This is a genomic window from Klebsiella sp. JN_Kp127 (assembly GCF_040062505.1).
Classification (GTDB): domain Bacteria; phylum Pseudomonadota; class Gammaproteobacteria; order Enterobacterales; family Enterobacteriaceae; genus Klebsiella; species Klebsiella quasipneumoniae.
In genome coordinates this window covers 25,265-45,396 of sequence record NZ_JBEAHS010000005.1, presented here as the reverse complement: position 1 = coordinate 45,396, position 20,132 = coordinate 25,265, and the positions used below count along the sequence as shown (strand labels likewise).

Here is a 20,132-nt window from a genome sequence, read left to right as displayed (position 1 = left end):
TATGACGCTTGAACGGATCAGCGCCTTCATCACGTACTGCATCGCTGTACTGCTGGCATGGATGGGAGATTTATCGCTTAAGGATGTGTCGACTGTGGGCGGTGTGTTGATTGGCGTGCTGATGCTGGCCATCAACTGGTACTACAAACACAAAACCTACCAGCTGCTGCGCGGCGGAAAAATTACACAGGGGGAATATGAATCCTTCAACCGTTAAACGCTGCCTGGTAGGGGCGGTGCTGGCGATTGCCGCCACCCTGCCGGGCTTTCAGCAACTTCATACCTCAGTGGAAGGGTTGAAGCTGATAGCCGATTACGAGGGCTGCCGCCTGCAGCCGTATCAGTGTGATGCGGGGGTGTGGACCGATGGCATTGGCAATACGTCCGGCGTGGTGCCGGGTAAGACCATCACGGAACGGCAGGCCGCCGGGAGTTTCATCACCAACATTTTAAGGGTGGAGAAGGCGCTGGATCGCTGTGTCCTGGTGAGCGTACCGCAGAACGTCTATGACGCGCTGGTATCGCTGGCCTTCAACGTGGGAACCGGCAATGCCTGCGGTTCAACCATGGTGAAGTTTATCAATCAGAAGCGCTGGCGCGATGCCTGCTATCAGTTGCCGCGCTGGGTATACGTCAAAGGCGTATTTAATCCGGGGCTGGACAACCGACGCGCGCGGGAGCTGTTCTGGTGCTTAAAAGGAGCGTAACGAAATGAAAAAGAAACTGATCGGTGGGTTATTTTCGGTGCTGTACACGGCGCTGATGATTTTTAGTCTCTTTGTTCCAAACAGTATTGTTCCGGCACTGATTACAGCCTTGACCTGGGTAGCCTGCCTGCTGAGCTGGGGAGCAGTGCTACTTTGCATGGCTGGGTGGTATGCGGGCGGCACACATCGGGGAGAGGCAAAGCAGGCGCTGACGCGCTTTTTCAGTACGCCAGGAAACCAGGTGATCAGATGGGCAAGTGTTCACTGCTTGTGATTTTTCTCACCTTTACGGGCCACGTTGTCACCCTGGTATTTTATCTGCTGACGCTGGTCGCGCTTAAGGTTCTGCGTGCGCAGATTATTGATGCGGAGCCGGTGACGTTATGACGAAGGCGCTGGCGGTAATTCTGGCGCTGGTAGTGCTGGCGCTTGGCTGGCAGTCATGGCGGATGAAGGAGGCCAGCCAGACCATCGAGCAGCAAGGGCGGGATCTGAAAACGACAGGCGAAAAACTGGCAAAAACGAACAGCCAGCTGATCGCCTTGTCCATCCTGTCCGAAACCAATAACCGGGAACAGGCAAGGCTTCACGCGGCGGCAGAAAGTACAAACGCGCTGCTGCGAAGCCGTCAGCACAGAATTGAGGAGTTAAAACGTGAAAATGAAGATTTACGCCGCTGGGCTGACACTCTTCTGCCTGCTGACATTATCAGGATGCGCGAACGTCCAGCCCTCGCCGGAGGTGCTGCTTACCGTGAATGGTTGTCCCAGAGTGACGCAGTGCCGCCTGGAAAAGTCGGCGGCACGCACTAACGGTGATCTGCTGACCGCGCTGGATGAAGCAGAGGCGGCCTGGGCGGTCTGCGCCGACAAAGTGGACACGATAATTTCCTGTCAGGAGCGAAACAGTGAACAAACCTCAGTCCTTACGCCGCGCCCTGAATAACGCGGTGCCATATGTCCGTAATAACCCGGATAAGCTGCATTTGTTCGTTGATAACGGATCGGTGGTGGCAACCGGGGCAGCGTCACTTTCATGGGAATATCGTTACACCCTGAATGTGGTGATTGTGGATTTCAGCGGCGATCAGGGGTTATTGATGGCACCGGTGGTGGCCTGGTTAAGGGAAAATCAGCCGGATGCCATTCATAACCCGGAACTGCGGGAAAAGTTGCTTTCCTTTGAAGTCGATATTTTGCGCAATGATATCTGTGATATCAGCCTGAACCTGCAACTGACAGAGCGTGTGATAATCAGCGCTGACGGTGACGTGTCCAGCGTCGAAGCGGTGCCAGAACCGGACGAACCGGACGAAATGTGGGCGGTGAGCCGTGGCTGAGCTGCAGGAAGTTGACGCCTGGTTAGATGCGCTCTTGGCGGGTCTGGAGCCTGCCGCACGTAAGCGCATGATGCGGGATCTGGCGCAGCAGCTGCGCCGCAGCCAGCAGAAAAATATCAGGATGCAGCGCAACCCCGACGGGACGACTTACGAGCCGCGTCGCGTGAGGGCCAGAACGAAACAGGGCCGCATCCGTCGGCAGATGTTTGCAAAACTCCGCACCACAAAATACCTGAAAGCCCTCGCCAGCCAGGACGCAGCAAGTGTCGAGTTTGAGAGCCGGGTGCAGCGCATAGCCCGCGTGCATCACTATGGCCTGCGTGATCGGGTCAGCAGGAAAGGGATGGAGGTGCGCTATGCAAAACGCCGTTTATTAGGTATGAACCATGAAACTGATATGTTAATTCAAGGAAAATTATTTGAGTATTTATCAGACCCTAGTTGACTTTTATGGATATTACATGGGGCCGGATTTTGATTCATTTTTTTCTTTCTCCTTTCTTTCGTTCTCCTCTTTCTCTTTGTCAATGTCTCTATCTTGTTTCATTTTTCTTGATGACCAATATAAAATAGGGATGCTAATTATTAAAAGAAGAATTGCTAAAGATTTCTCTTGCCCCCATGCGCTCGGTGAACTATCTGAAAGAATCAAAAGAATGGCGGATGCAATTCCTAGCATAATTGGTTCAACAGCTTCATCAGGGCCTTTAGTTACAAGCATGTATGCCAACTGGAATCCACAGGAGAGAGCCAGAGCATTGGCAACGAAAACAAGCGATTTAATTTTTAATAGATTGCTGGCAATACCATAATCTTTATAGAAAATTAGTGGCTCATTTAAAGTGGGGATATCTAATCGAATTGGTTGTTCTAGAAAAGATAAAGTTTGTAACACCTCAAAAAAACCTTTGGCTAAAAGCAAGAAGGTTAATGTTACAAATATCCATTTCTGGATTCGCATTTGAAATCTTTCAGCCAATTTCTCAACTTCATTTTCATCTTTTGATATGACGAAAATGGTAATAATCTCGGTGATGGGATTCAATAAATTACGAGGATGCCACTTTGCGGTATTTACTGGCTTGTCTGGATGTTTTTCTGATTGCTCTTGTTTAGACATTTTTTTAACTCATCTATTTATTTGGAAAACATAGCATTGTGTCAATGTTCATACAATTTGGAATGAGCGATTTTATCGCTTAAGACGTGGAAGAATCTACCATATGAACGCACAACTAACCGAAATCATGCGCCTTATCACCAATCTGATCCGCACCGGCATTGTGACCGAAGTGGATCGAGACGGCTGGCTGTGCCGGGTGAAAACAGGCGACCTCGAAACCAACTGGATTAACTGGCTGACCTACCGTGCAGGTAAATCACGCACCTGGTGGTGCCCGTCTCCAGGGGAGCAGGTGGTGCTGTTCAGCCTGGGCGGCAATCTGGATACAGCCTTTGCGCTTCCGGCCATCTACTCCAACGCCTGCCCGCCGCCGTCAGACTCTGAAAGTGCGGACGTGACTGCATACGAGGATGGTGGCTGGTTCGAATACGACCCCGCCACCGGGCGCTGGATTATTCGCGGCGTGAAAAGCGTGCTGATTGAGTCTTCGCAGGTTGTCTCCTGCAAAACCGGTGAGTTTGTGATCGAGGCTGACACCACCCGTATCAACAGCAATGTGATCCTGAATGGCGATGTGACCCACGGCGGGGGCGCGATGACGTCAAACGGCGTCGTTGCTGATAAGCATAAACACCCTGGCGACAGTGGCGGAACGACGGGAGGTCCATTTTGACGCTCTATATCGGGATGAGCCGCGATACCGGCAGAGCCATAACGGAAACTGACCACCTGCGCCAGTCAGTGCGTGACATTTTGCTGACCCCGCAAGGGAGCCGGCTTGCGCGCCGGGAGTATGGTTCCCTGCTTTCAGCGCTCATTGACCAGCCGCAAAACCCGGCGCTGCGCCTGCAGATCATGGCTGCGGTGTATGTGGCGCTGCGGCGCTGGGAGCCGCGGCTGCAGCTGGACACCATCACGGTTAACAGCAGCAGCATGGATGGCGCAATGGTTATTGAGCTGGCAGGCCAGCGTAATGACGGCGTGCCCGTGTCCCTTTCCGTATCGACAGGAGCAGACAATGGCCGTTATTGACCTTTCCCAGCTACCGCCGCCGCAAATTGTGGATGTGCCGGATTTTGAAACCCTGCTGTCTGAGCGCAAGGCTGAATTTGTCGCGTTATTTCCGGCAGAAGAGCAGGAGGCCGTGGCCCGCACCTTAGCGCTTGAATCTGAGCCGGTGGTGAAAATGCTGCAGGAGAATGTGTACCGGGAGTTGCTGCTGCGCCAGCGGATTAACGAGGCGGCGAAAGCCGTGATGGTGGCATATTCCGGCGGGGATGACCTGGACAATTTAGGCGCGAATAACAACGTACTGCGCCGGGTGATTACGGCTGCGGACGACACCACAACGCCGCCCACGGAGGCGGTAATGGAATCTGACGCGGATTATCGCCAGCGCATCCCGGCGGCCTTTGAGGGGATGAGCGTTGCCGGGCCAGTCGGTGCTTATGAATATCACGCGCTTAGCTCGGATGGTCGGGTGGCGGACGCGTCGGCGTTCAGCCCGTCACCGGCGGAAGTTGTGGTGACTATTCTGGCCCGCGACGGCGATGGTACTGCGCCGGAAGACTTACTGCAGGTTGTCGGTGAGGCTCTGAATGATGAGGCTGTGCGACCGGTGGCGGATCGGGTGAGTGTCCGATCTGCTGAGATTGTTCCATATGAAATTGATGCGGTTCTTTATGTCTATCCCGGCCCGGCAAAAGAACCCATCCTGGCGGCCGCGAAAGCGCAGGGTGCAGCATACATCAACGAGCAGCGTCGCCTGGGGCGTGATGTGCGGCTGTCCGCGATCTATGCCGCGTTGCATGTTCAGGGTGTCCAGCGCGTCGAACTGATGAAGCCCCTGGCGGACATGGTGTTAGATAAAACGCAGGCATCATATTGCACCGATTTTAAAGCGGTAATTGGTGGCTCTGATGACTAGCAGCCTGTTACCGCCGGGTTCGTCCGCGCTGGAGCGCAGGCTGGCGCAGGCCTGTTCTGGCATTAGTGATTTAAACGTGCCGCTGCGTGATCTGTGGAACCCGTGGAAATGCCCGGCAAAGTTTCTGCCGTATCTGGCCTGGGCTTTCTCCGTTGACAGATGGGAGGAAACCTGGACAGAAACAGCTAAGCGGCAGGCGGTCAGCGATGCTTTCTGGATCCATCAGCGCAAAGGAACGGTGGCGGCAGTTAAGCGGGTGATTGAGGGGCTGGGTTACTCAATGACTCTTGAGGAGTGGTGGAAAGTAGCCGACCCAGCAGGGACGTTTCGGCTTGAGATCGATTTGAATGAAATCGGCATCACGGAGCCGATGATTTACGAGCTTGAGCGGATTATTGGCGATGCGAAGCCAGTCAGCAGGCATATATCGCAACTTACTTTATCCACATCAGTAAGGGGGACCGCATGCACCGGTTTAACGCTGTTTGATGGAGAAGAAATTACGGTTTATCCGCCAGACTATAAACCAGATGACGGCATTTTTTATAACGGCATGACGCAATTTAGCGGTAATTATTATTTTTCAGGTGAGCAATAATGACAAACATCATTGAACAATCGGTATGGGAAGGCAGCATTCACCTGTTATCGCGTGCTGAAAAAGTGGAAGGCGGTCTGACAGGTTCCGCAAATATTCAGGCTAAACAACTGGCAAACCGTACCCGTTATCTGATGGACAGCATGGATGTGATTAAAACAGGTGAGTCCCCGTACTGGTCAGAGGATGCCGCAATATCTGCTATTCAGCAGGGAATTATCCCGGAGGGTGCATTATTCTCAGTCAGGAGTCAGAACGGGCTGACGTGGGTGGATGAATATCGAAATGTGAATGGCGTCCCGGTTGCTACTGGCAAATCCCTGCCTGATGCCTCCGCTATTATTCCGTTCGTGGTGCCAAATGAAGCCGACCCGACAGGAACGATTACCGGGCTGTCATTGACGCGCGGCGGGCAATATTTCATCGTGCGCCATGATGATGACGAATATCCGATAGCGTATTACCTGAATAATAACGGCGTGGCCAAAATCGTAGACCGGGTGCCAGGAGCATCAACGGTTAATCAGATACATCGTGATATCAGAAAGGCTAATTTTTATTCGTCAGGAAATAACCTTTTTAACAAAGATACAGTAATCTCTGGGTATTATTTATTTGAAGGTTCTGGCGAGCCGCGAGTAAACCCTGATTATTGTTATTCGGACTATATTGGCGTGAAAGCTGGGGGCGTGTACTGCTCTGATAAAAGGATTCGTATCGTTACGTATTACGATAAAAATTACAATTATATCAGCGATGTAATCAATGTATATTCGTTTACCACACCAGATAACGCCGCGTGGGTGCGACTGTCTGTGTCGCTTCCCCTCATTGACACTTTTCAGCTGTCGTTTGGTGCCGGAGTGCTTCCTTACGAACGTTATCAGATGGTGCTGCCGCAGAATGTTCAAACTGCCAGGATGAATGTTATTGAAGCTCTGGACTTTACACCGGGAAAAAACCTTTTTGATCCGGCTGCTGTGATGAACGGTGTTCACCTATCCTCTATCGGGACAATATTTACTGATGGTGATTACACCACGTCGGTTTCTGCTTATATTGCTGTTTCGCCAGAGGGTAGTATTTGCATTAATCAGCAGTTTAAAGCAGCTGCCTGGTATGATGAAAATGGTGTATTTATCAGCAGACAGTATGATGAATCATTTTTGGCAAAACCTATCGGCGCCTTAGTCATCCCGGAAAATGCCGCATTTTTACGCGTTGAGGTGCCGACGGCGGTCGTCACAGCAACAATGGTTGAACGTGGCGAGGTGGCGACGGAGTTTGAGCCATTTTGTCTGGTATCACCTGATGAATACGCTGGCCGAAAGGTGAAGTTTGGGCGGGGGGGGCAGAATGAAAACTCATTGCTTTTCGGTGCTGGAGTTAACCTGTTTAATAAAAATAAAGTAAGCGCTGGATATATTAACGAGTATGGCTCTGTATACCCGATTCAGGGATCGTCAGGCGCGGAGTATGTCTATTCGGAATATATTCCCGTGAAAGAGGGAGTGAAATATAAATCAAACCTCCAGATGCGGTTTGTTGAGTTTTCAGACGCAGATAAAAAATTTTTATCGACCATAGTCAGGGTGACAGGTTTTACCACACCTGTCGGTGCGAAGTATGTGCGCGTTACGGTGCTGAAAAGCAATGCGCCGTCAATGTCTCTGGTTGAAGGTGAGCGCCTGGGTCAACAAGATGAATATGTTCACCTGATAGCCCCAAAAGCTAAAGACGGTACGCCTGTACGTATACCGGGGGAAATGGTCCTTGCGAATGAACTCGATATTGATTTTGTACAGCATGGCCTGCTGGTATCAGGGAAAAACCTTTTCAATAAATATACCAGGAAGTCAGGGTATATTGATGAGGGTGGAGTAATCCGTGAGCCTGATGATCGTTATGATTATTCAGATTTCATTGCTGTTACTCCGGGTAATACTTATGCCTTAAACCCCGGAGCCAGATTTGTCACGCTATATGCGAAAGATAAAGCGTTTATCAGGACTGTGGCTGATGCCAGTCAGAATATTAAATCAATTACGCCGGACGCCGATTGTTATTTTGTCCGGGTAACAGTCAGCGTGGCCTTTAGTGACACGTTCCAGATGGAGGAAGGTACCGCATCGACGGCTTACGAGCCGTTTGCTTATTCGTTACTTTCCGCTATGCCCGATGGCACGCCGGTAGCCGGTGGAGGAAGCCAGCCGGAGCCGCAGCCGGAAACGGTGATTGTCCCGGATGTTTACGGGATGGAGCGACTGCGTGAAACCCGTATGCGAATGACTAAAATGACCTTCGCCCAGGCGGTTCGGCTGGTCGTGGCGATGCTGGGCGATAGCTACACCAGAACGTCAGCGCGTTATGTGCTGAAAGTGGCGCAGATATTATGGCGCTATTTCAACAATGCAGGCACGGCCGCCATAGTGCCACCCATCGGGTACGGCTGGCGCTCGTTTGGTTTTGACCCTAACGGCGATAACACTGATGTTATCGGGACGAAGGTCAACCGCAGCGGCTTCACCTGCGCTTATAACACCGGCCACGGCCCGGATATTTCGTCAGTGACGGCAGCGGCCAGCGGCGCGACGATTTCATATAGCCAGGATTTTTCGCAGGGATTTGATTCGTTCCTGTTCGCGGAGGGTGGTTCAGGTGTGATTCAGTATCAGGCTACGGGGGGAGAGCCGGTCACAATTGACCTTTCGACCTATCCGGCCGGGATGCAGATTTTTCCGCTCGCGCTTCCGATTACCGGAAACGGTACTGTGACGTATACGGTCATCACCGCGCCGGTAACGCTTTACGGCGTCAACATCCTCAATAAAACCGCATCGGGTGTGCTTATCCACAAAATGGGCGGTAGCGGTTCGAACTCCCGTCACTGGGTGACGGCGATGGATGCACGCTGGCTTGCGGCATTTGAAAGTCTTGGGGCGGATCTGGTTACCATCATGCTGGGTACGAATGACCAGGGGGCGAAGCTGTCTGCATCGACGTTCAGGGATAACATTCTGACGATGATTGATAACGTCCGTTCAGTTCGCCCCACGGCCGATATTTTGCTGATTTGCCCGGCGGAAAATAACCGCGACGGCGGGAACAGTATTCCCATGACCACTTACGCAGAGGTGATGTACAAAATCGCACGTGATGACAGGGATGTGGCGTTTTTAAATATGCAGGCGTCATTTGGTGAAAGTCATGAGGATTATGCCGCCGGTTCAGCGAGACCGTGGATGATTGGCGACGGGCTTCACCCTGACCCGAATACCGGCGGTTACGCGATTGCCGGTGCGATTACCCGCGCGATCGGTCTGCCAGTCATTTAAGCCAGGGGGAGAGTATGGAAAAAGTATATCAGGCCATTCTGACCGAAAAAGGCCGCGACAAACTGGCGGCTGCGGCTATCACTGGTGAACAGGTCGGGTTTACCATGATGGGTGTGGGGGATGGTGGCGGGCAATCTGCTGTGCCATTCTCCGCGCAGGACTCGCTGATTAACGAGCTATACCGCGCATCATTAAACCGGCTGGTCATCGCTGACCAGGCCGCAAATGTGATCCGTGCTGAAATGGTCATGCAGCCGCAGGTCGGCGGGTTCTGGTTGCGGGAAGCCGGATTATACGATGATGCAGGCGACTGTCTGGCAGTAGCGAACCTGCCGCCCTCTTATAAACCGATGCTTGCGGAGGGCGCGGGCCGGTTGCAGGCAATCAATCTGTGGATAGCGGTCAGCAATACCGCCGATGTGCAGTTAATGACTGACCCGACAGTGATGATTGCCAGCGTGGATGAGGTGGAACGCGCAAAAAATGAGGCAAAAGATTATACCGATGAGGTGTTAGGCGACCTCGATACGAACATTAAGCAGATTATTGCCGAAGCCGTCAAAACGGCGGTAAGCGATGCCTGGGAGCTGGATAATCCAGTCGGCACCACGCGATTTTTTAATCAGAATATTAACCCTAATGAGCGCTGGCCGTGGTCGCAATGGGTATACACCGGTGAAAATAAAACGATCCGGGTGGCAAAAGCAGACGGCTCAAACGTAGGGAACTCCGGCGGCAGCGATACTGTCACAATCCAGCAGGCTAACCTGCCAGCTGTGCAGGTTAATGTCAGTGGCGAAACCAGTGAACTCCCCGGGCAGGAACTGATCACCAGGGAGGCGGGACGGCATAAACACAAAGGCGGAATGCTCGCCCCGGGTGATGTCTGGGATGATAATTACATCGTCGGTTCGGATAACGACAGCCGCCGCACACGAAATTATACGGATGAGGTGGCCGATCATAGCCATATTGTGGACTTGCCAGCCCACAAACACACGACCACTGGCAAAACCGATAACCTCGGTGAAGGGAAATCAATCAGCGTGGTTGAAGCTCACACGCTGCTGATGTGCTGGAGCCGCGTTGCCTGAATCGCCAGTAAAATCACTGACCTAATCAGCCCCGGAATGGGGCTTTTTTCTGTCTGCGGTTGTGCCATTGACGGTACAACGGTCATCAACGGCTTGCGGTGAATGATTTCCCTACCATGGGTAAACCCCTAAACAGGAGATTCATTCATGGCGCAAGACTATCACCATGGCGTGCGTGTTGTTGAAGTTAACGACGGCACCCGCTCTATCACGACGGTGAGCACGGCGATTGTAGGCATGGTATGCACCGGCGATGATGCCGATGCCTCCGTGTTCCCGCTCAATAAGCCGGTTCTGCTTACCGATGTACTGACCGCCAGCGGCAAAGCAGGCGAGTCCGGCACGCTGGCCCGCTCACTGGATGCCATCGCAGACCAGGCAAAACCTGTCACCGTTGTGGTGCGTGTTGCCCAGGGCGAAACCGAAGCGGAAACCACCTCCAATATTATCGGCGGTGTAACCGCTGACGGTAAGAAAACGGGCATCAAAGCGCTGCTTTCGGCGCAGTCGCAGCTGGGCGTGAAGCCGCGCATTCTTGGCGTGCCGGGCCATGACACGCAGGCTGTTTCCACTGAACTGTTAAGCGTGGCGCAGAGCCTGCGCGGCTTTGCGTACCTGTCTGCCTACGGTTGTAAAACCGTGGAAGAAGCGATTGCCTACCGCGAAAATTTCAGTCAGCGAGAAGGGATGTTGATCTGGCCTGATTTCATCAACTTTGACACGGTGCTGCAGGCGGATGCGACCGCTTACGCCACTGCCCGCGCGCTGGGTCTGCGTGCGAAAATCGACGAGCAGACCGGCTGGCACAAAACCCTTTCTAACGTGGGCGTCAACGGCGTAACCGGCTTGTCTGCGGATGTGTTCTGGGATCTGCAGGACCCGGCAACCGATGCCGGACTGCTGAACCAGAACGACGTCACCACCTTGATCCGCAAGGATGGTTTCCGCTTCTGGGGTTCCCGCTGCCTCAGCGATGACCCGTTATTCCAGTTTGAAAACTATACCCGTACCGCGCAGGTGCTGGCAGACACCATGGCGGAGGCGCATATGTGGGCGGTGGACATGCCGCTTAACCCTTCGCTGGCTCGCGACATTATCGAAGGTATCCGCGCCAAAATGCGCAGCCTGGTAAATCAGGGCTACCTCATCGGCGGAGATTGCTGGATTGATGACAGTGTGAATGACAAAGACACGCTGAAAGCCGGGAAACTCTGGATCGACTACGACTATACGCCAGTGCCGCCACTGGAAAACCTGATGCTGCGCCAGCGCATCACTGACCGTTACCTGGTGGATTTCACCACCCGCGTAAGCGCATAAGGGGGACCCATGGCCTTACCACGCAAGTTAAAACACCTGAATATTTTTAACGCCGGTAACAACTGGATGGGCATTGCTGAATCCGTCACCCTGCCGAAATTCACCCGCAAGCTGGAAAACTACCGCGGCGGCGGTATGCCCGGTTCAGTCGGTATTGATCTGGGGCTGGATGATGGCGCGCTGGATACGGAAATGACCATCGGCGGTACGGAGGCGCTTCTGTTTAAACAGATGGGCAAAGCCACGGTGGACGGCGTGCAGCTGCGCTTTACCGGGTCTATTCAGCGCGACGACACCGGCGAAGTGCAGGCCGTTGAGCTGGTCGTCCGTGGGCGCCACAAAGAGGTGGATTCCGGCGAGTGGAAAACCGGCGAGAGCAATTCCACCAAAGTCAGCAGCGTTAACTGTTACGCGAAGCTGACCATTAACGGTGAAGTGCTCTATGAGGTCGATGCGATCAACATGATTGAAGTTGTTGATGGTGTTGACCTGATGGAAGAACACCGTAACGCCATCGGTCTGTAATTTTTTCCTGGCGCGCGAGGTCGCGCCAGCCAACCCATAACAGGAAAAGAGCATGAGTGAGAAAACAGAAGCAACGGTGAAACTGGATAGCCCGATTAAGCGCGGTGATACCACGATTACGGAAATTGTGCTGCGTAAGCCGCAATCCGGCGCGCTGCGCGGTACGCGACTGCAGGCGGTGATGGAAATGGACGTGGCCTCTATGATGACCGTGATCCCCCGCATCTCCACACCAACGCTGACCCCGCAGGAAATGGCGGACCTCGACCCGGCAGACCTGGCCGCGATGTCTGTCGAGGTGGTCCTTTTTTTGTTGCCGAAGTCGGCACTTGCCGATTTGCCGACAGCCTGACGGTAGATGACCTGGTGGCGGATATCGCCACGATCTTTCACTGGCCGCCGTCCGTCACTGACGTTATGCCGCTGACGGAAGTGCTGGAGTGGCGGCACAGAGCGATAATACGTAGCGGGGCCAGCGATGAGTGATAAAAACCTGCGCCTGCAGGTGGTTCTGAATGCGGTTGATAAACTCACCCGCCCTTTAAAAAATGCGCTGGCTGGCTCGAAGGAGCTGGCCTCCGGCATCCGGCAGACCCGTGATCAGCTTAAACGGCTTAACGACGCGGGGAGCCAGTTAAAATCTTTTGATCAACTCTCACAGAGCCTGAACCGGACCAGCAACGAGCTGGACCAGGCGCGGCTGCGTGCGCAGATGATGACGCGCGAGCTGGCAGCGCTAGAATCCCCCACGAAAAAACAGACGCAGGCGCTTGAGGCGCAATGGCGCGCCGTATCACGCCTGGAACAAAAGCAGCAGCAGGAAACGCGGCAGATGGCTGCAGCCAGGGCGGAGCTGTACCGCCTCGGCATCTCTGCGGGCGGTGGCGCCCGTGAAACGGCCAGAATTACCCGCGAAACGGATCGCTATAACCAGCAGCTGGCAGAGCAGGAGCGGCGCTTGCGGGACGTGGGCGAGCGCCAGCGCAAGCTGAATGCGATCAGGGCCAAAGCTGACAAGATGCGCGACGTGCGTAACAGCCTGGCGGGGAACGGGGCCGGGATGATGGCGGCCGGGGTGACAACGGGCGCGACCTTGCTGGCGCCCATTCGCGCCTACTCGGAATCAGAGAACGCCGCTAACCAGCTGGCAGGCTCAATGATGGGACCGGGCGGAAAGGTGGCGCCTGAGTTCGTGAAACTAAACAAACTGGCAATAGCCCTGGGTGACCGGCTGCCCGGCACCACGGCAGACTTTCAGAACATGATGACCATGTTACGCCGTCAGGGGATGTCAGCGCAGGTTATCCTGGGCGGGCTGGGTGAGTCGGCGGCTTACCTTGGCGTGCAGCTGCAAATGGCGCCGACGGAGGCGGCAGAGTTTGCCGCGAAACTGCAGGACGCCACGCAGACCACCGAAAAAGACATGATGAGCCTGATGGACGTGATCCAGCGAGGTTATTACGCGGGCGTTGACCCGGGGAACATGCTGCAGGGTTTTGCAAATATCAGCAGTGCAATGGAGATTATCAAGCAGAGGGGGCTGGATGCTGCTAAAACCTTCAGCCCTCTTTTGGTTATGGCTGATCAAGCGGGGATAGCCGGAGAATCAGCGGGTAATGCCTACCGTAAAATATTTCAGGCCACGCTGGATGCTAAAAAGATTAAGAGTGTAAACGATGAGCTGAAAGGCAAAGGTATCAAGTTTGATTTTTCCGACGGGAAAGGCGGATTTGGCGGCCTGGAAAAGATGTACGCACAGTTAGATAAGCTTGAAAAACTAAATCCAGAAACAAAGCTTGCGACGATGAAAGCCCTGTTTGGTAATGATAACGAAGTGCTAAAAGCGCTGAGCATCATGACTACAAAAGGTATCGAGGGCTACCGCGAAACCGTGGCAAAACTGGAGAACCAGGCGACTCTGCGCGAGCGTGTCGAGGCGTCCCTTAATACCCTGGGCAACAAATGGGAGGCCGCTGGCGGCTCCTTTACCAACGCCATGGCGAGCATCGGTGAAACCGTCGCGCCGGTACTGAAAAATATTGCGGACTGGCTGGGAAATCTGGCGTCCGCGCTGGATGGTTTTGTTAAGCGGCATCCGCAATTGACGGCGGCGCTGTTTAAGATTGCGGCGGTGTTTGCCGTGGTAGCTACCACTGCGGGCGTGTTGTCGCTGGCGCTGGCATCTATTCTGGGGCCAATGGCGATAGTTCGTGTGAGCTCTGGGGTTCTGGGAATTAAGTTTGCCTCCGCTTTTGGTCTGATTAAGCAAGTCATCGGCGGTGCTGGTCAGGCGATCCTGTGGCTGGGCAGGTTGATGATGGCTAACCCCATTCTGGCGATAATTGGCCTTATTGCGATGGGGGCCATTTATATCTGGCAGAACTGGGAAACGCTGGGGCCAAAATTCAAAGCAATGTGGGATACCATCTCATCCGGGGTATCCAGGGTATGGGCTGTGATTAAGCAGACCATAAGCAGCAAATGGGATGAAATTCTGAGTGATGTTGCCGCGCTGCCCGCAAAATTTAAAGCGGTGGGCGGGGCGATCATTGACGGCATCCTGAGCGGTATCAATGAGAAATGGGAAACGCTTAAGAGCAAGCTGGCATCGGTCAAAAGCTACCTGCCGGACTGGATGACCGGCGGCGATAATTCGCAGGGCGCCTCACCGCAGAAAAAGACCCCAGGATTTTTCGCGGGGATGTATGACAGCGGTGGCTATATTCCACGTGGACAGGTGGGTATTGCTGGCGAGAATGGCCCGGAGTTGATTAACGGTCCGGCCTATGTGACCAGCCGCAGGAGAACGGCCGCGCTGGCGTCCGTAGTCGCCGGAATGATGGGGGGAGCAATGCTAGCAGAGGCCGCCCCGCTTCATCCCATGAGTCTGCCGGCAGCTTCATACCGTCCTGTAACTGATAAGCCAGCAGGCAGCCAGCCTGTATTCCAGTTTGAAACCCATGCGCAAATTATTATCCAGGCTCTGCCCGGTCAGAGCGCGCAGGATATTGCGCAGGAAGTTGCACGGCAGCTTGATGCGCGCGAGCGACGCATGAAGGCGAAGGCCCGCAGCAATTTCAGTGATCAAGGGGGGTACGATTCATGATGATGGTCCTGGGCTTGTTTGTGTTTCAGCTGCGCACGGTTCCCTATCAGCAACTGCAGTATCAGCGGAACTGGCGCCATGTGACCAACAACCGCGTTAATCGCCGTCCGACAACGCAATTTTTGGGGCCAGATAACGATCAGCTGACGCTCTCCGGCGTCCTCATGCCGGAAGTGACCGGCGGCCGGTTGTCGTTGCTGGCGCTGGAGCTGATGGCAGAACAGGGGAAGGCGTGGCCGCTGATCGAGGGTGGTGGGACTATCTACGGCATGTATGTGATTGAGAGCCTTAACCAGACGAAAACAGAATTTTTCGCCAGTGGAGAAGCCAGGAAAATAGAGTTTTCGTTGGGGCTTAAACGGGTGGATGAGTCCCTGTCTGAAATGTTCGGCAGTCTGAGTGATCAGCTTAGCAGTCTGCAGGATTCTGCCGCCGCCGCAGTAGGGAACATCAGATCCACGGTAGGAGGGTTGCTGCAGTGAACGAGATGGCTGATTTACTCAACCTCGGAAGCAAGACCCCGGCCTTTCGGATCGTGATTGAAGGCAAAGATGCCACGCAGACGCTGGATAAACGTCTGCTGGGTATGACACTGACCGACAACCGCGGATTTGAAGCTGACCAGCTTGATCTGGAGCTGGACGACGCCGACGGCCTGGTAATTATGCCGCGTCGTGGCGCAGTGATTTCTCTGGCGCTGGGATGGAAAGGCGAGCCGCTGTACTCAAAAGGTAAGTTTACCGTTGACGAAATAGAGCATAGCGGCAGCCCGGACAGGCTGACAATCCGTGCCCGTAGCGCTGATTTCAGGGAAACTCTGAATGTCCGGCGTGAGAAGTCCTGGCACAAAACGACGGTGGGCGATGTGGTGAAAGATATTGCCGCACGGCACAACCTTAAAGTTGCTATAGGAAATGATGTTGCTGCGATGGCGCTGGATCACCTGGATCAGACCAACGAAAGCGACGCCAGCTTTTTAATGAAGCTGGCGCGGCAGTATGGCGCGATTGCCTCAGTCAAGGACGGTAATCTGCTATTTATCCGGCAGGGGCAGGGGAAAACAGCAAGTGGTAAACCGTTGCCGGTCATCACTATTACCCGTAAGGACGGAGACAGTCACCGGTTTAGCCTGGCTGACAGGGGAGCATATACAGGTGTTATCGCTCACTGGCTGCATACCCGGGAACCGGAAAAGAAAGAAACTGCAAAGGTGAAGCGGCGCCGGAGGACGACAAAACCCAAAGAGCCGGAAGCAAAGCAGGGGGATTACCTGGTCGGAACGGATGAGAATGTGCTGGTTCTGAACCGTACCTATGCGAACCGCAGTAATGCAGAACGGGCAGCAAAAATGAACTGGGAGCGGCTGCAGCGCGGCGTTGCGTCATTCTCGCTACAACTGGCGGAAGGGCGGGCAGATCTCTACACGGAAATGCCAGTGAAAGTCAGTGGCTTTAAACAGCCGATAGATGATGCGGAATGGACTATTACCACCCTGACGCATACTGTCAGCCCGGATAACGGTTTTACGACCAGTCTGGAGCTTGAAGTGAAGATTGATGATTTCGAAATGGAATGATTCTTCGCAATGGAGAACTTTTAAGTTTTCAAAATGGAATAATGCGGTATCATTATTGTGAATTTAGCAAAAATGGGGAGAGCTCGAAAAATGATGATTTGCCCACTGTGTGGAAGTGCCGCCCATACTCGCAGCAGTTTTCAGGTATCTTCATTGACCAAAGAGCGTTACAACCAGTGCCAGAACATTAACTGCAGCCATACTTTTGTTACCCATGAAACTTTTGTTCGTTCGATTGCAACGCCAAAAGAGTCAAATCCGGTTCAGCCGCATCCTCATAAATTTAAACAGGTGGGTTTGCCGATTTAAATGGCGACATAACTACATGATTTAAAACTATACTTTTCTATAAGTTGAGGTTAAATTAACAATGCCTGACGTTAGCGGGGATTTATCCCCACTCCGTAGATATGTAGTTTGTCGCTTTGCGACTGCGGACCGATTACCTGATTGCCATCTAATCGGACGCCGACTTGTTAAGCTTTCTGGGCTAACTGGTTGTTATTTTTTTATTTAGTTAGGGCCATGCGCTTGCGCTAAGAGACGTCAGGTATCTATGGAGGAACAAGTTATGGATACAAACGAACTTGGCTTAGTTAAGGCGCGTGTTGAACTGATCACCGCTATGCTCAAATGCGCAACCGCGTTTGTTGGCTTAGTTGGTGCGGTTTACGCCGTTCTTAACATGGCCTTCAACTACAACAATTTAACTCATGACAATAGAAGTTCAAAGGTGGGAAGATAAATTTGAGATTAAGCCCGGGGTTTGGGTTTATGTCCCAAGCGTTGAGGCACGTAAAGTCGGAGGGAAGATACTTCAGGCTGTCAGAAACAAGTGGATTCCGCCACTCTATTTTTACCATCTAAGAACTGGTGGGCATCTTAAAGCTGCCAGATTACACTTAAAAAGTGATTTTTTTGCCGTTGTTGATATTAAACAATTTTTTCAGTCAACGAGCCGTAGTCGTATCACCCGTGATCTAAAGAGCTACTTCACCTATTCTCAAGCGCGGGAAATCTCAACATTTTCAACTGTAAGAAACTTGTCCCATAGTCCACATAAGCATGTCCTCCCTTTTGGTTTTGTTCAATCTCCAATACTTGCAACCCTCTGCTTAGATAAAAGTTATTTTGGTAGCTTACTACGCCGATTGAACAAACATCATGATCTCAAGCTAAGTGTGTTTATGGATGATGTGATCATCTCGTCAAACGATTTGGCCCAATTACAAGCGGCTTACGACGAAGCACTAGTGGCAATGCGTAAATCTGGTTATCAAGCCAACATGAGTAAAACTCAGGCACCATCGTCAAAGATTAGCGTGTTTAATTTAACTTTGAGTAAGGGAGTTATGAAAGTCACATCTCAGAAAATGAGTGACTTCCTGATTGATTTCTATTCAAGCAATTATGAGCCGCACAGAATAGGGGTCAAAAACTACGTCGAAACTGTTAATCCAGGGCAAGCGAAACTCTTTAAGTTGTAATTGCGATCGCATGTAGTAGCAACTGGGCTTGACTGAATGCTTGCCGCCATTTTGCCGCCACTACCAAAGAAAAAGGGGCTACGCTTTCACGTAACCCCTTGATTTATTTGGTGGAGCTGGCGGGAGTTGAACCCGCGTCCGAAATTCCTACATCCTCGGCACTACATGCTTAGTCAGTCTTTACATTCGCTTGCCAGCTGCGGACAGACACGCCACTAACAAACTAGCCTGATTAGATTTAACGCTTCAACCCCAGGCAGGGCATCCACGCGATCTCTTTTGGGTTTGACCTCTCTTTGATCCCCGTCTTAAGAGCGGAAGCTAGGGAGAGAGGGCTCAGAGCAGGTTATTAAGCTGCTAAAGCGTAGTTTTCGTCGTTTGCGACTATTTTTTGCGGCTTTTTACGAGGCCAACCGCCCCTCGGCATGCACCTTGGGTTTCGCAAATCCCGTCGAATCCAGAATCAGCCCCAATGTGTAGGTTAAGTATAACAGATTTGTGAATGTCGTTACCAGCCCCATAACGCAGGATTCTTTCAGCAGGGGTGGACGAAAAAGCAGCATCAACAAGGATATAGCGTAAGGGCCAGCGAGAGCTGGCCCTCAGGGGAGGGGGTTAGCGTCCGGCGTGCTTCATAATACGCGCCTTATCCAGCGCCCATTCACGATCTTTCAGATCGGTACGCTTGTCGTGCTGTTTCTTACCTTTGGCGACGCCGATTTTCACTTTGCACCAGGCATTCTTCCAGTACAGCGACAGGGCGACAACGGTGTAACCTTCGCGGTTAATGCGGCCGTACAGCGTGTCGAGTTCGCGCTGGTTGAGCAGCAGCTTACGGGTGCGCGTCGGGTCGCAGACATAGTGGGTGGAAGCCACGGCCATGGGCGTAAAGTTGGCGCCGAACAGGAAGGCTTCGCCATCCTTCAGGATGACATAGCTATCGCCGATGTTGGCTTTGCCTGCGCGCAGGGATTTGACTTCCCAGCCCTGCAGGGCGAGACCAGCCTCGTATTCATCTTCGATAAAGTATTCGTGACGGGCGCGTTTATTCAGCGCAATGGTGGCTGATCCAGGTTTGTGGGCTTTTTTCTTAGTCATAATGTCCTGAAGTCATCGTCTTATACACAGTTACCTCGATCGCATCCTGCGAGGTGTACTGCGCATCTTAGCACGAGTTGCGGCACAGCGTTTTTTTTAGCAGCAGATAAATGATATTATTTGCACTGTGTTTAAATGTGGAACCTGCTATGCCTCAGATTAGCCGTACTGCGCTGGTGCCTTTCAGCGCGGAACAGATGTATCAACTGGTAAACGATGTGAAGTCCTATCCTGATTTTCTGCCAGGCTGCACCGGTAGCCGCGTGCTGGAATTCGGGCCGACGCAAATGACGGCGGCGGTTGATGTGTCCAAAGCCGGCATCAGTAAGACCTTCACGACCCGGAATACACTGACCAGCAACCAGAGCATTTTGATGAGCCTGGTGGATGGCCCGTTCAAGAAGCTGATTGGCGGCTGGAAGTTTATTCCGCTGAGCCCGGAGGCGTGCAAAATCGAGTTCCATCTCGATTTTGAGTTTACCAATAAGCTGATTGAGATGGCCTTTGGCCGGGTCTTTAAGGAACTGGCCGCCAACATGGTGCAGGCGTTCACCTCGCGCGCCAAAGAGGTCTACAGTGCCAGCTAATATTCGTGTTGAGGTCGCTTACGCGCTGCCTGAAAAGCAGTACCTGCAGCGGGTCACTCTGGACGAGGGGGCGACGGTCGAGCAGGCGATTGTCGCCAGCGGCCTGCTGGCGCTGCGTGATGACATCGATCTGGCGAAAAACAAGCTGGGTATTTACAGTCGTCCGGTTAAGCTGCACGACGAAGTCCATGACGGCGACCGGGTGGAAATCTATCGCCCGCTGATCGCAGATCCGAAAGAGCTGCGTCGCCAGCGGGCGGAGAAAAACGCCGCGAAGTAAACCGCAGCAGCAGACCCGCTATCGGCCATA

At 52.9% G+C, this 20,132-nt stretch carries 26 protein-coding genes, 1 other RNA gene and 2 pseudogenes; 26 read left to right on the top strand and 3 right to left on the bottom strand.

Annotation, left to right across the window (positions count from 1 at the left end):
* Position 1 precedes the first annotated feature (1 nt).
* The 7 genes and pseudogenes from ABLV04_RS03675 (at position 2) to ABLV04_RS03645 (ending at position 2,491) form a co-directional block, all read left to right on the top strand.
* A complete protein-coding gene (locus ABLV04_RS03675; RefSeq protein WP_004144702.1) occupies positions 2 to 217 on the top strand; it encodes an HP1 family phage holin in 216 nt (71 codons plus the stop codon).
* Positions 198 to 707: a lysozyme gene (locus ABLV04_RS03670; RefSeq protein WP_117094528.1), complete on the top strand. Its 510-nt coding sequence runs from the start codon at positions 198 to 200 to the stop codon at positions 705 to 707. Before ABLV04_RS03675 ends, ABLV04_RS03670 begins: the two co-directional genes overlap by 20 nt.
* A 4-nt stretch (positions 708 to 711) precedes the next feature.
* Positions 712 to 1,094: pseudogene (locus ABLV04_RS03665) on the top strand (DNZ54_00345 family protein).
* Positions 1,091 to 1,519, top strand: a complete 429-nt coding sequence (gene lysB, locus ABLV04_RS03660) for an Rz-like lysis system protein LysB (RefSeq protein WP_073611358.1) — start codon at positions 1,091 to 1,093, stop codon at positions 1,517 to 1,519. Before ABLV04_RS03665 ends, lysB begins: the two are co-directional and overlap by 4 nt.
* A complete protein-coding gene (lysC, locus tag ABLV04_RS03655) occupies positions 1,404 to 1,652 on the top strand; it encodes an Rz1-like lysis system protein LysC (protein WP_225520177.1) in 249 nt (82 codons plus the stop codon). Before lysB ends, lysC begins: the two co-directional genes overlap by 116 nt.
* Positions 1,615 to 2,046: a phage tail protein gene (locus tag ABLV04_RS03650; protein WP_080464688.1), complete on the top strand. Its 432-nt coding sequence runs from the start codon at positions 1,615 to 1,617 to the stop codon at positions 2,044 to 2,046. Before lysC ends, ABLV04_RS03650 begins: the two co-directional genes overlap by 38 nt.
* Positions 2,039 to 2,491: a phage virion morphogenesis protein gene (locus ABLV04_RS03645; protein ID WP_348815348.1), complete on the top strand. Its 453-nt coding sequence runs from the start codon at positions 2,039 to 2,041 to the stop codon at positions 2,489 to 2,491. Before ABLV04_RS03650 ends, ABLV04_RS03645 begins: the two co-directional genes overlap by 8 nt.
* 12 nt (positions 2,492 to 2,503) lie before the next feature.
* Here ABLV04_RS03645 and ABLV04_RS03640 read toward each other — a convergent pair whose 3' ends face one another.
* Positions 2,504 to 3,166 carry a hypothetical protein gene (locus tag ABLV04_RS03640; protein WP_014599113.1) on the bottom strand — a complete coding sequence of 221 codons (663 nt, stop codon included), beginning with the start codon at positions 3,164 to 3,166 and terminating at the stop codon, positions 2,504 to 2,506.
* Positions 3,167 to 3,269: 103 nt separating this feature from the next.
* Here ABLV04_RS03640 and ABLV04_RS03635 point away from each other — a divergent pair, with 103 nt between their 5' ends.
* The 17 genes and pseudogenes from ABLV04_RS03635 (at position 3,270) to ABLV04_RS03555 (ending at position 18,137) form a co-directional block, all read left to right on the top strand.
* Complete coding sequence (locus ABLV04_RS03635) at positions 3,270 to 3,842, top strand: phage baseplate assembly protein V (RefSeq protein WP_117116431.1); 573 nt, start codon at positions 3,270 to 3,272, stop codon at positions 3,840 to 3,842.
* Entirely contained in the window at positions 3,839 to 4,201 is a 363-nt protein-coding gene (locus tag ABLV04_RS03630; protein WP_004174325.1) for a GPW/gp25 family protein, read from the top strand. Before ABLV04_RS03635 ends, ABLV04_RS03630 begins: the two co-directional genes overlap by 4 nt.
* The gene (locus ABLV04_RS03625) at positions 4,188 to 5,096 is read left to right on the top strand and encodes a baseplate assembly protein (RefSeq protein WP_117116430.1); all 909 of its coding nucleotides are present in this window, start codon (positions 4,188 to 4,190) and stop codon (positions 5,094 to 5,096) included. Before ABLV04_RS03630 ends, ABLV04_RS03625 begins: the two co-directional genes overlap by 14 nt.
* Positions 5,089 to 5,694: a phage tail protein I gene (locus tag ABLV04_RS03620; RefSeq protein ID WP_348815345.1), complete on the top strand. Its 606-nt coding sequence runs from the start codon at positions 5,089 to 5,091 to the stop codon at positions 5,692 to 5,694. The genes ABLV04_RS03625 and ABLV04_RS03620 overlap by 8 nt, the downstream gene beginning before the upstream one ends.
* Positions 5,694 to 9,029: an SGNH/GDSL hydrolase family protein gene (locus ABLV04_RS03615; protein WP_115658346.1), complete on the top strand. Its 3,336-nt coding sequence runs from the start codon at positions 5,694 to 5,696 to the stop codon at positions 9,027 to 9,029. Before ABLV04_RS03620 ends, ABLV04_RS03615 begins: the two co-directional genes overlap by 1 nt.
* Positions 9,030 to 9,043: 14 nt before the next feature.
* A complete protein-coding gene (locus ABLV04_RS03610; RefSeq protein ID WP_186927767.1) occupies positions 9,044 to 10,123 on the top strand; it encodes a phage tail protein in 1,080 nt (359 codons plus the stop codon).
* Positions 10,124 to 10,270: 147 nt separating this feature from the next.
* On the top strand, positions 10,271 to 11,443 hold the full coding sequence (locus ABLV04_RS03605) for a phage tail sheath protein (RefSeq protein ID WP_004185685.1): 1,173 nt from the start codon (positions 10,271 to 10,273) through the stop codon (positions 11,441 to 11,443).
* A gap of 9 nt (positions 11,444 to 11,452) precedes the next feature.
* A complete protein-coding gene (locus ABLV04_RS03600; RefSeq protein WP_002896201.1) occupies positions 11,453 to 11,968 on the top strand; it encodes a phage major tail tube protein in 516 nt (171 codons plus the stop codon).
* A 52-nt stretch (positions 11,969 to 12,020) separates the two neighbouring features.
* A complete protein-coding gene (locus ABLV04_RS03595; RefSeq protein ID WP_004144716.1) occupies positions 12,021 to 12,320 on the top strand; it encodes a phage tail assembly protein in 300 nt (99 codons plus the stop codon).
* A gap of 14 nt (positions 12,321 to 12,334) precedes the next feature.
* Positions 12,335 to 12,454, top strand: coding sequence for a GpE family phage tail protein (locus tag ABLV04_RS03590; protein WP_048300146.1), 120 nt, complete (start codon positions 12,335 to 12,337; stop codon positions 12,452 to 12,454).
* Positions 12,447 to 12,568, top strand: a pseudogene (locus tag ABLV04_RS03585) (hypothetical protein). Before ABLV04_RS03590 ends, ABLV04_RS03585 begins: the two are co-directional and overlap by 8 nt.
* Before the next feature lie 112 nt (positions 12,569 to 12,680).
* Positions 12,681 to 15,074 (top strand): phage tail tape measure protein, encoded by a 2,394-nt coding sequence (locus ABLV04_RS03580; protein ID WP_348815384.1) that lies wholly within the window; start codon positions 12,681 to 12,683, stop codon positions 15,072 to 15,074.
* Positions 15,071 to 15,556 (top strand): phage tail protein, encoded by a 486-nt coding sequence (locus tag ABLV04_RS03575; protein ID WP_004185683.1) that lies wholly within the window; start codon positions 15,071 to 15,073, stop codon positions 15,554 to 15,556. The genes ABLV04_RS03580 and ABLV04_RS03575 overlap by 4 nt, the downstream gene beginning before the upstream one ends.
* Entirely contained in the window at positions 15,553 to 16,650 is a 1,098-nt protein-coding gene (locus tag ABLV04_RS03570) for a phage late control D family protein (protein ID WP_264944745.1), read from the top strand. The genes ABLV04_RS03575 and ABLV04_RS03570 overlap by 4 nt, the downstream gene beginning before the upstream one ends.
* A gap of 90 nt (positions 16,651 to 16,740) precedes the next feature.
* Positions 16,741 to 16,959 (top strand): ogr/Delta-like zinc finger family protein, encoded by a 219-nt coding sequence (locus ABLV04_RS03565; RefSeq protein WP_000972389.1) that lies wholly within the window; start codon positions 16,741 to 16,743, stop codon positions 16,957 to 16,959.
* 262 nt (positions 16,960 to 17,221) lie between these two features.
* Positions 17,222 to 17,395 carry a hypothetical protein gene (locus ABLV04_RS03560; RefSeq protein ID WP_000380485.1) on the top strand — a complete coding sequence of 58 codons (174 nt, stop codon included), beginning with the start codon at positions 17,222 to 17,224 and terminating at the stop codon, positions 17,393 to 17,395.
* Positions 17,364 to 18,137, top strand: a complete 774-nt coding sequence (locus ABLV04_RS03555; RefSeq protein WP_117116715.1) for a reverse transcriptase domain-containing protein — start codon at positions 17,364 to 17,366, stop codon at positions 18,135 to 18,137. Before ABLV04_RS03560 ends, ABLV04_RS03555 begins: the two co-directional genes overlap by 32 nt.
* A 108-nt stretch (positions 18,138 to 18,245) precedes the next feature.
* On the opposite strand, the gene ssrA is transcribed toward ABLV04_RS03555, so the two are convergent.
* Positions 18,246 to 18,608: a transfer-messenger RNA gene (gene ssrA / locus ABLV04_RS03550) on the bottom strand.
* Positions 18,609 to 18,752: 144 nt separating this feature from the next.
* On the bottom strand, positions 18,753 to 19,235 hold the full coding sequence (gene smpB / locus ABLV04_RS03545) for an SsrA-binding protein SmpB (protein ID WP_002914164.1): 483 nt from the start codon (positions 19,233 to 19,235) through the stop codon (positions 18,753 to 18,755).
* Positions 19,236 to 19,384: 149 nt separating this feature from the next.
* Between smpB and ABLV04_RS03540 the strand changes: the two genes are divergently transcribed.
* Complete coding sequence (locus tag ABLV04_RS03540) at positions 19,385 to 19,822, top strand: type II toxin-antitoxin system RatA family toxin (protein ID WP_008806099.1); 438 nt, start codon at positions 19,385 to 19,387, stop codon at positions 19,820 to 19,822.
* Positions 19,812 to 20,102, top strand: a complete 291-nt coding sequence (locus ABLV04_RS03535) for an RnfH family protein (RefSeq protein WP_049013859.1) — start codon at positions 19,812 to 19,814, stop codon at positions 20,100 to 20,102. The genes ABLV04_RS03540 and ABLV04_RS03535 overlap by 11 nt, the downstream gene beginning before the upstream one ends.
* The last annotated feature ends 30 nt before the right edge of the window (positions 20,103 to 20,132 follow it).

What these genes read in the sequence shown, in the direction of transcription:
- ABLV04_RS03675 (WP_004144702.1), top strand. Translation starts at nt 2, where the DNA reads ATGACGCTTGAACGGATCAGCGCCTTCATCACGTACTGCATCGCTGTA.
- ABLV04_RS03670 (WP_117094528.1), top strand. Translation starts at nt 198, where the DNA reads ATGAATCCTTCAACCGTTAAACGCTGCCTGGTAGGGGCGGTGCTGGCG.
- lysB (WP_073611358.1), top strand. Translation starts at nt 1,091, where the DNA reads ATGACGAAGGCGCTGGCGGTAATTCTGGCGCTGGTAGTGCTGGCGCTT.
- ABLV04_RS03640 (WP_014599113.1), bottom strand. Translation starts at nt 3,166, where the DNA reads ATGTCTAAACAAGAGCAATCAGAAAAACATCCAGACAAGCCAGTAAAT.
- ABLV04_RS03635 (WP_117116431.1), top strand. Translation starts at nt 3,270, where the DNA reads ATGAACGCACAACTAACCGAAATCATGCGCCTTATCACCAATCTGATC.
- ABLV04_RS03625 (WP_117116430.1), top strand. Translation starts at nt 4,188, where the DNA reads ATGGCCGTTATTGACCTTTCCCAGCTACCGCCGCCGCAAATTGTGGAT.
- ABLV04_RS03620 (WP_348815345.1), top strand. Translation starts at nt 5,089, where the DNA reads ATGACTAGCAGCCTGTTACCGCCGGGTTCGTCCGCGCTGGAGCGCAGG.
- ABLV04_RS03615 (WP_115658346.1), top strand. Translation starts at nt 5,694, where the DNA reads ATGACAAACATCATTGAACAATCGGTATGGGAAGGCAGCATTCACCTG.
- ABLV04_RS03610 (WP_186927767.1), top strand. Translation starts at nt 9,044, where the DNA reads ATGGAAAAAGTATATCAGGCCATTCTGACCGAAAAAGGCCGCGACAAA.
- ABLV04_RS03605 (WP_004185685.1), top strand. Translation starts at nt 10,271, where the DNA reads ATGGCGCAAGACTATCACCATGGCGTGCGTGTTGTTGAAGTTAACGAC.
- ABLV04_RS03600 (WP_002896201.1), top strand. Translation starts at nt 11,453, where the DNA reads ATGGCCTTACCACGCAAGTTAAAACACCTGAATATTTTTAACGCCGGT.
- ABLV04_RS03595 (WP_004144716.1), top strand. Translation starts at nt 12,021, where the DNA reads ATGAGTGAGAAAACAGAAGCAACGGTGAAACTGGATAGCCCGATTAAG.
- ABLV04_RS03580 (WP_348815384.1), top strand. Translation starts at nt 12,681, where the DNA reads ATGATGACGCGCGAGCTGGCAGCGCTAGAATCCCCCACGAAAAAACAG.
- ABLV04_RS03575 (WP_004185683.1), top strand. Translation starts at nt 15,071, where the DNA reads ATGATGATGGTCCTGGGCTTGTTTGTGTTTCAGCTGCGCACGGTTCCC.
- ABLV04_RS03565 (WP_000972389.1), top strand. Translation starts at nt 16,741, where the DNA reads ATGATGATTTGCCCACTGTGTGGAAGTGCCGCCCATACTCGCAGCAGT.
- ABLV04_RS03560 (WP_000380485.1), top strand. Translation starts at nt 17,222, where the DNA reads ATGGATACAAACGAACTTGGCTTAGTTAAGGCGCGTGTTGAACTGATC.
- ABLV04_RS03555 (WP_117116715.1), top strand. Translation starts at nt 17,364, where the DNA reads ATGACAATAGAAGTTCAAAGGTGGGAAGATAAATTTGAGATTAAGCCC.
- smpB (WP_002914164.1), bottom strand. Translation starts at nt 19,235, where the DNA reads ATGACTAAGAAAAAAGCCCACAAACCTGGATCAGCCACCATTGCGCTG.
- ABLV04_RS03540 (WP_008806099.1), top strand. Translation starts at nt 19,385, where the DNA reads ATGCCTCAGATTAGCCGTACTGCGCTGGTGCCTTTCAGCGCGGAACAG.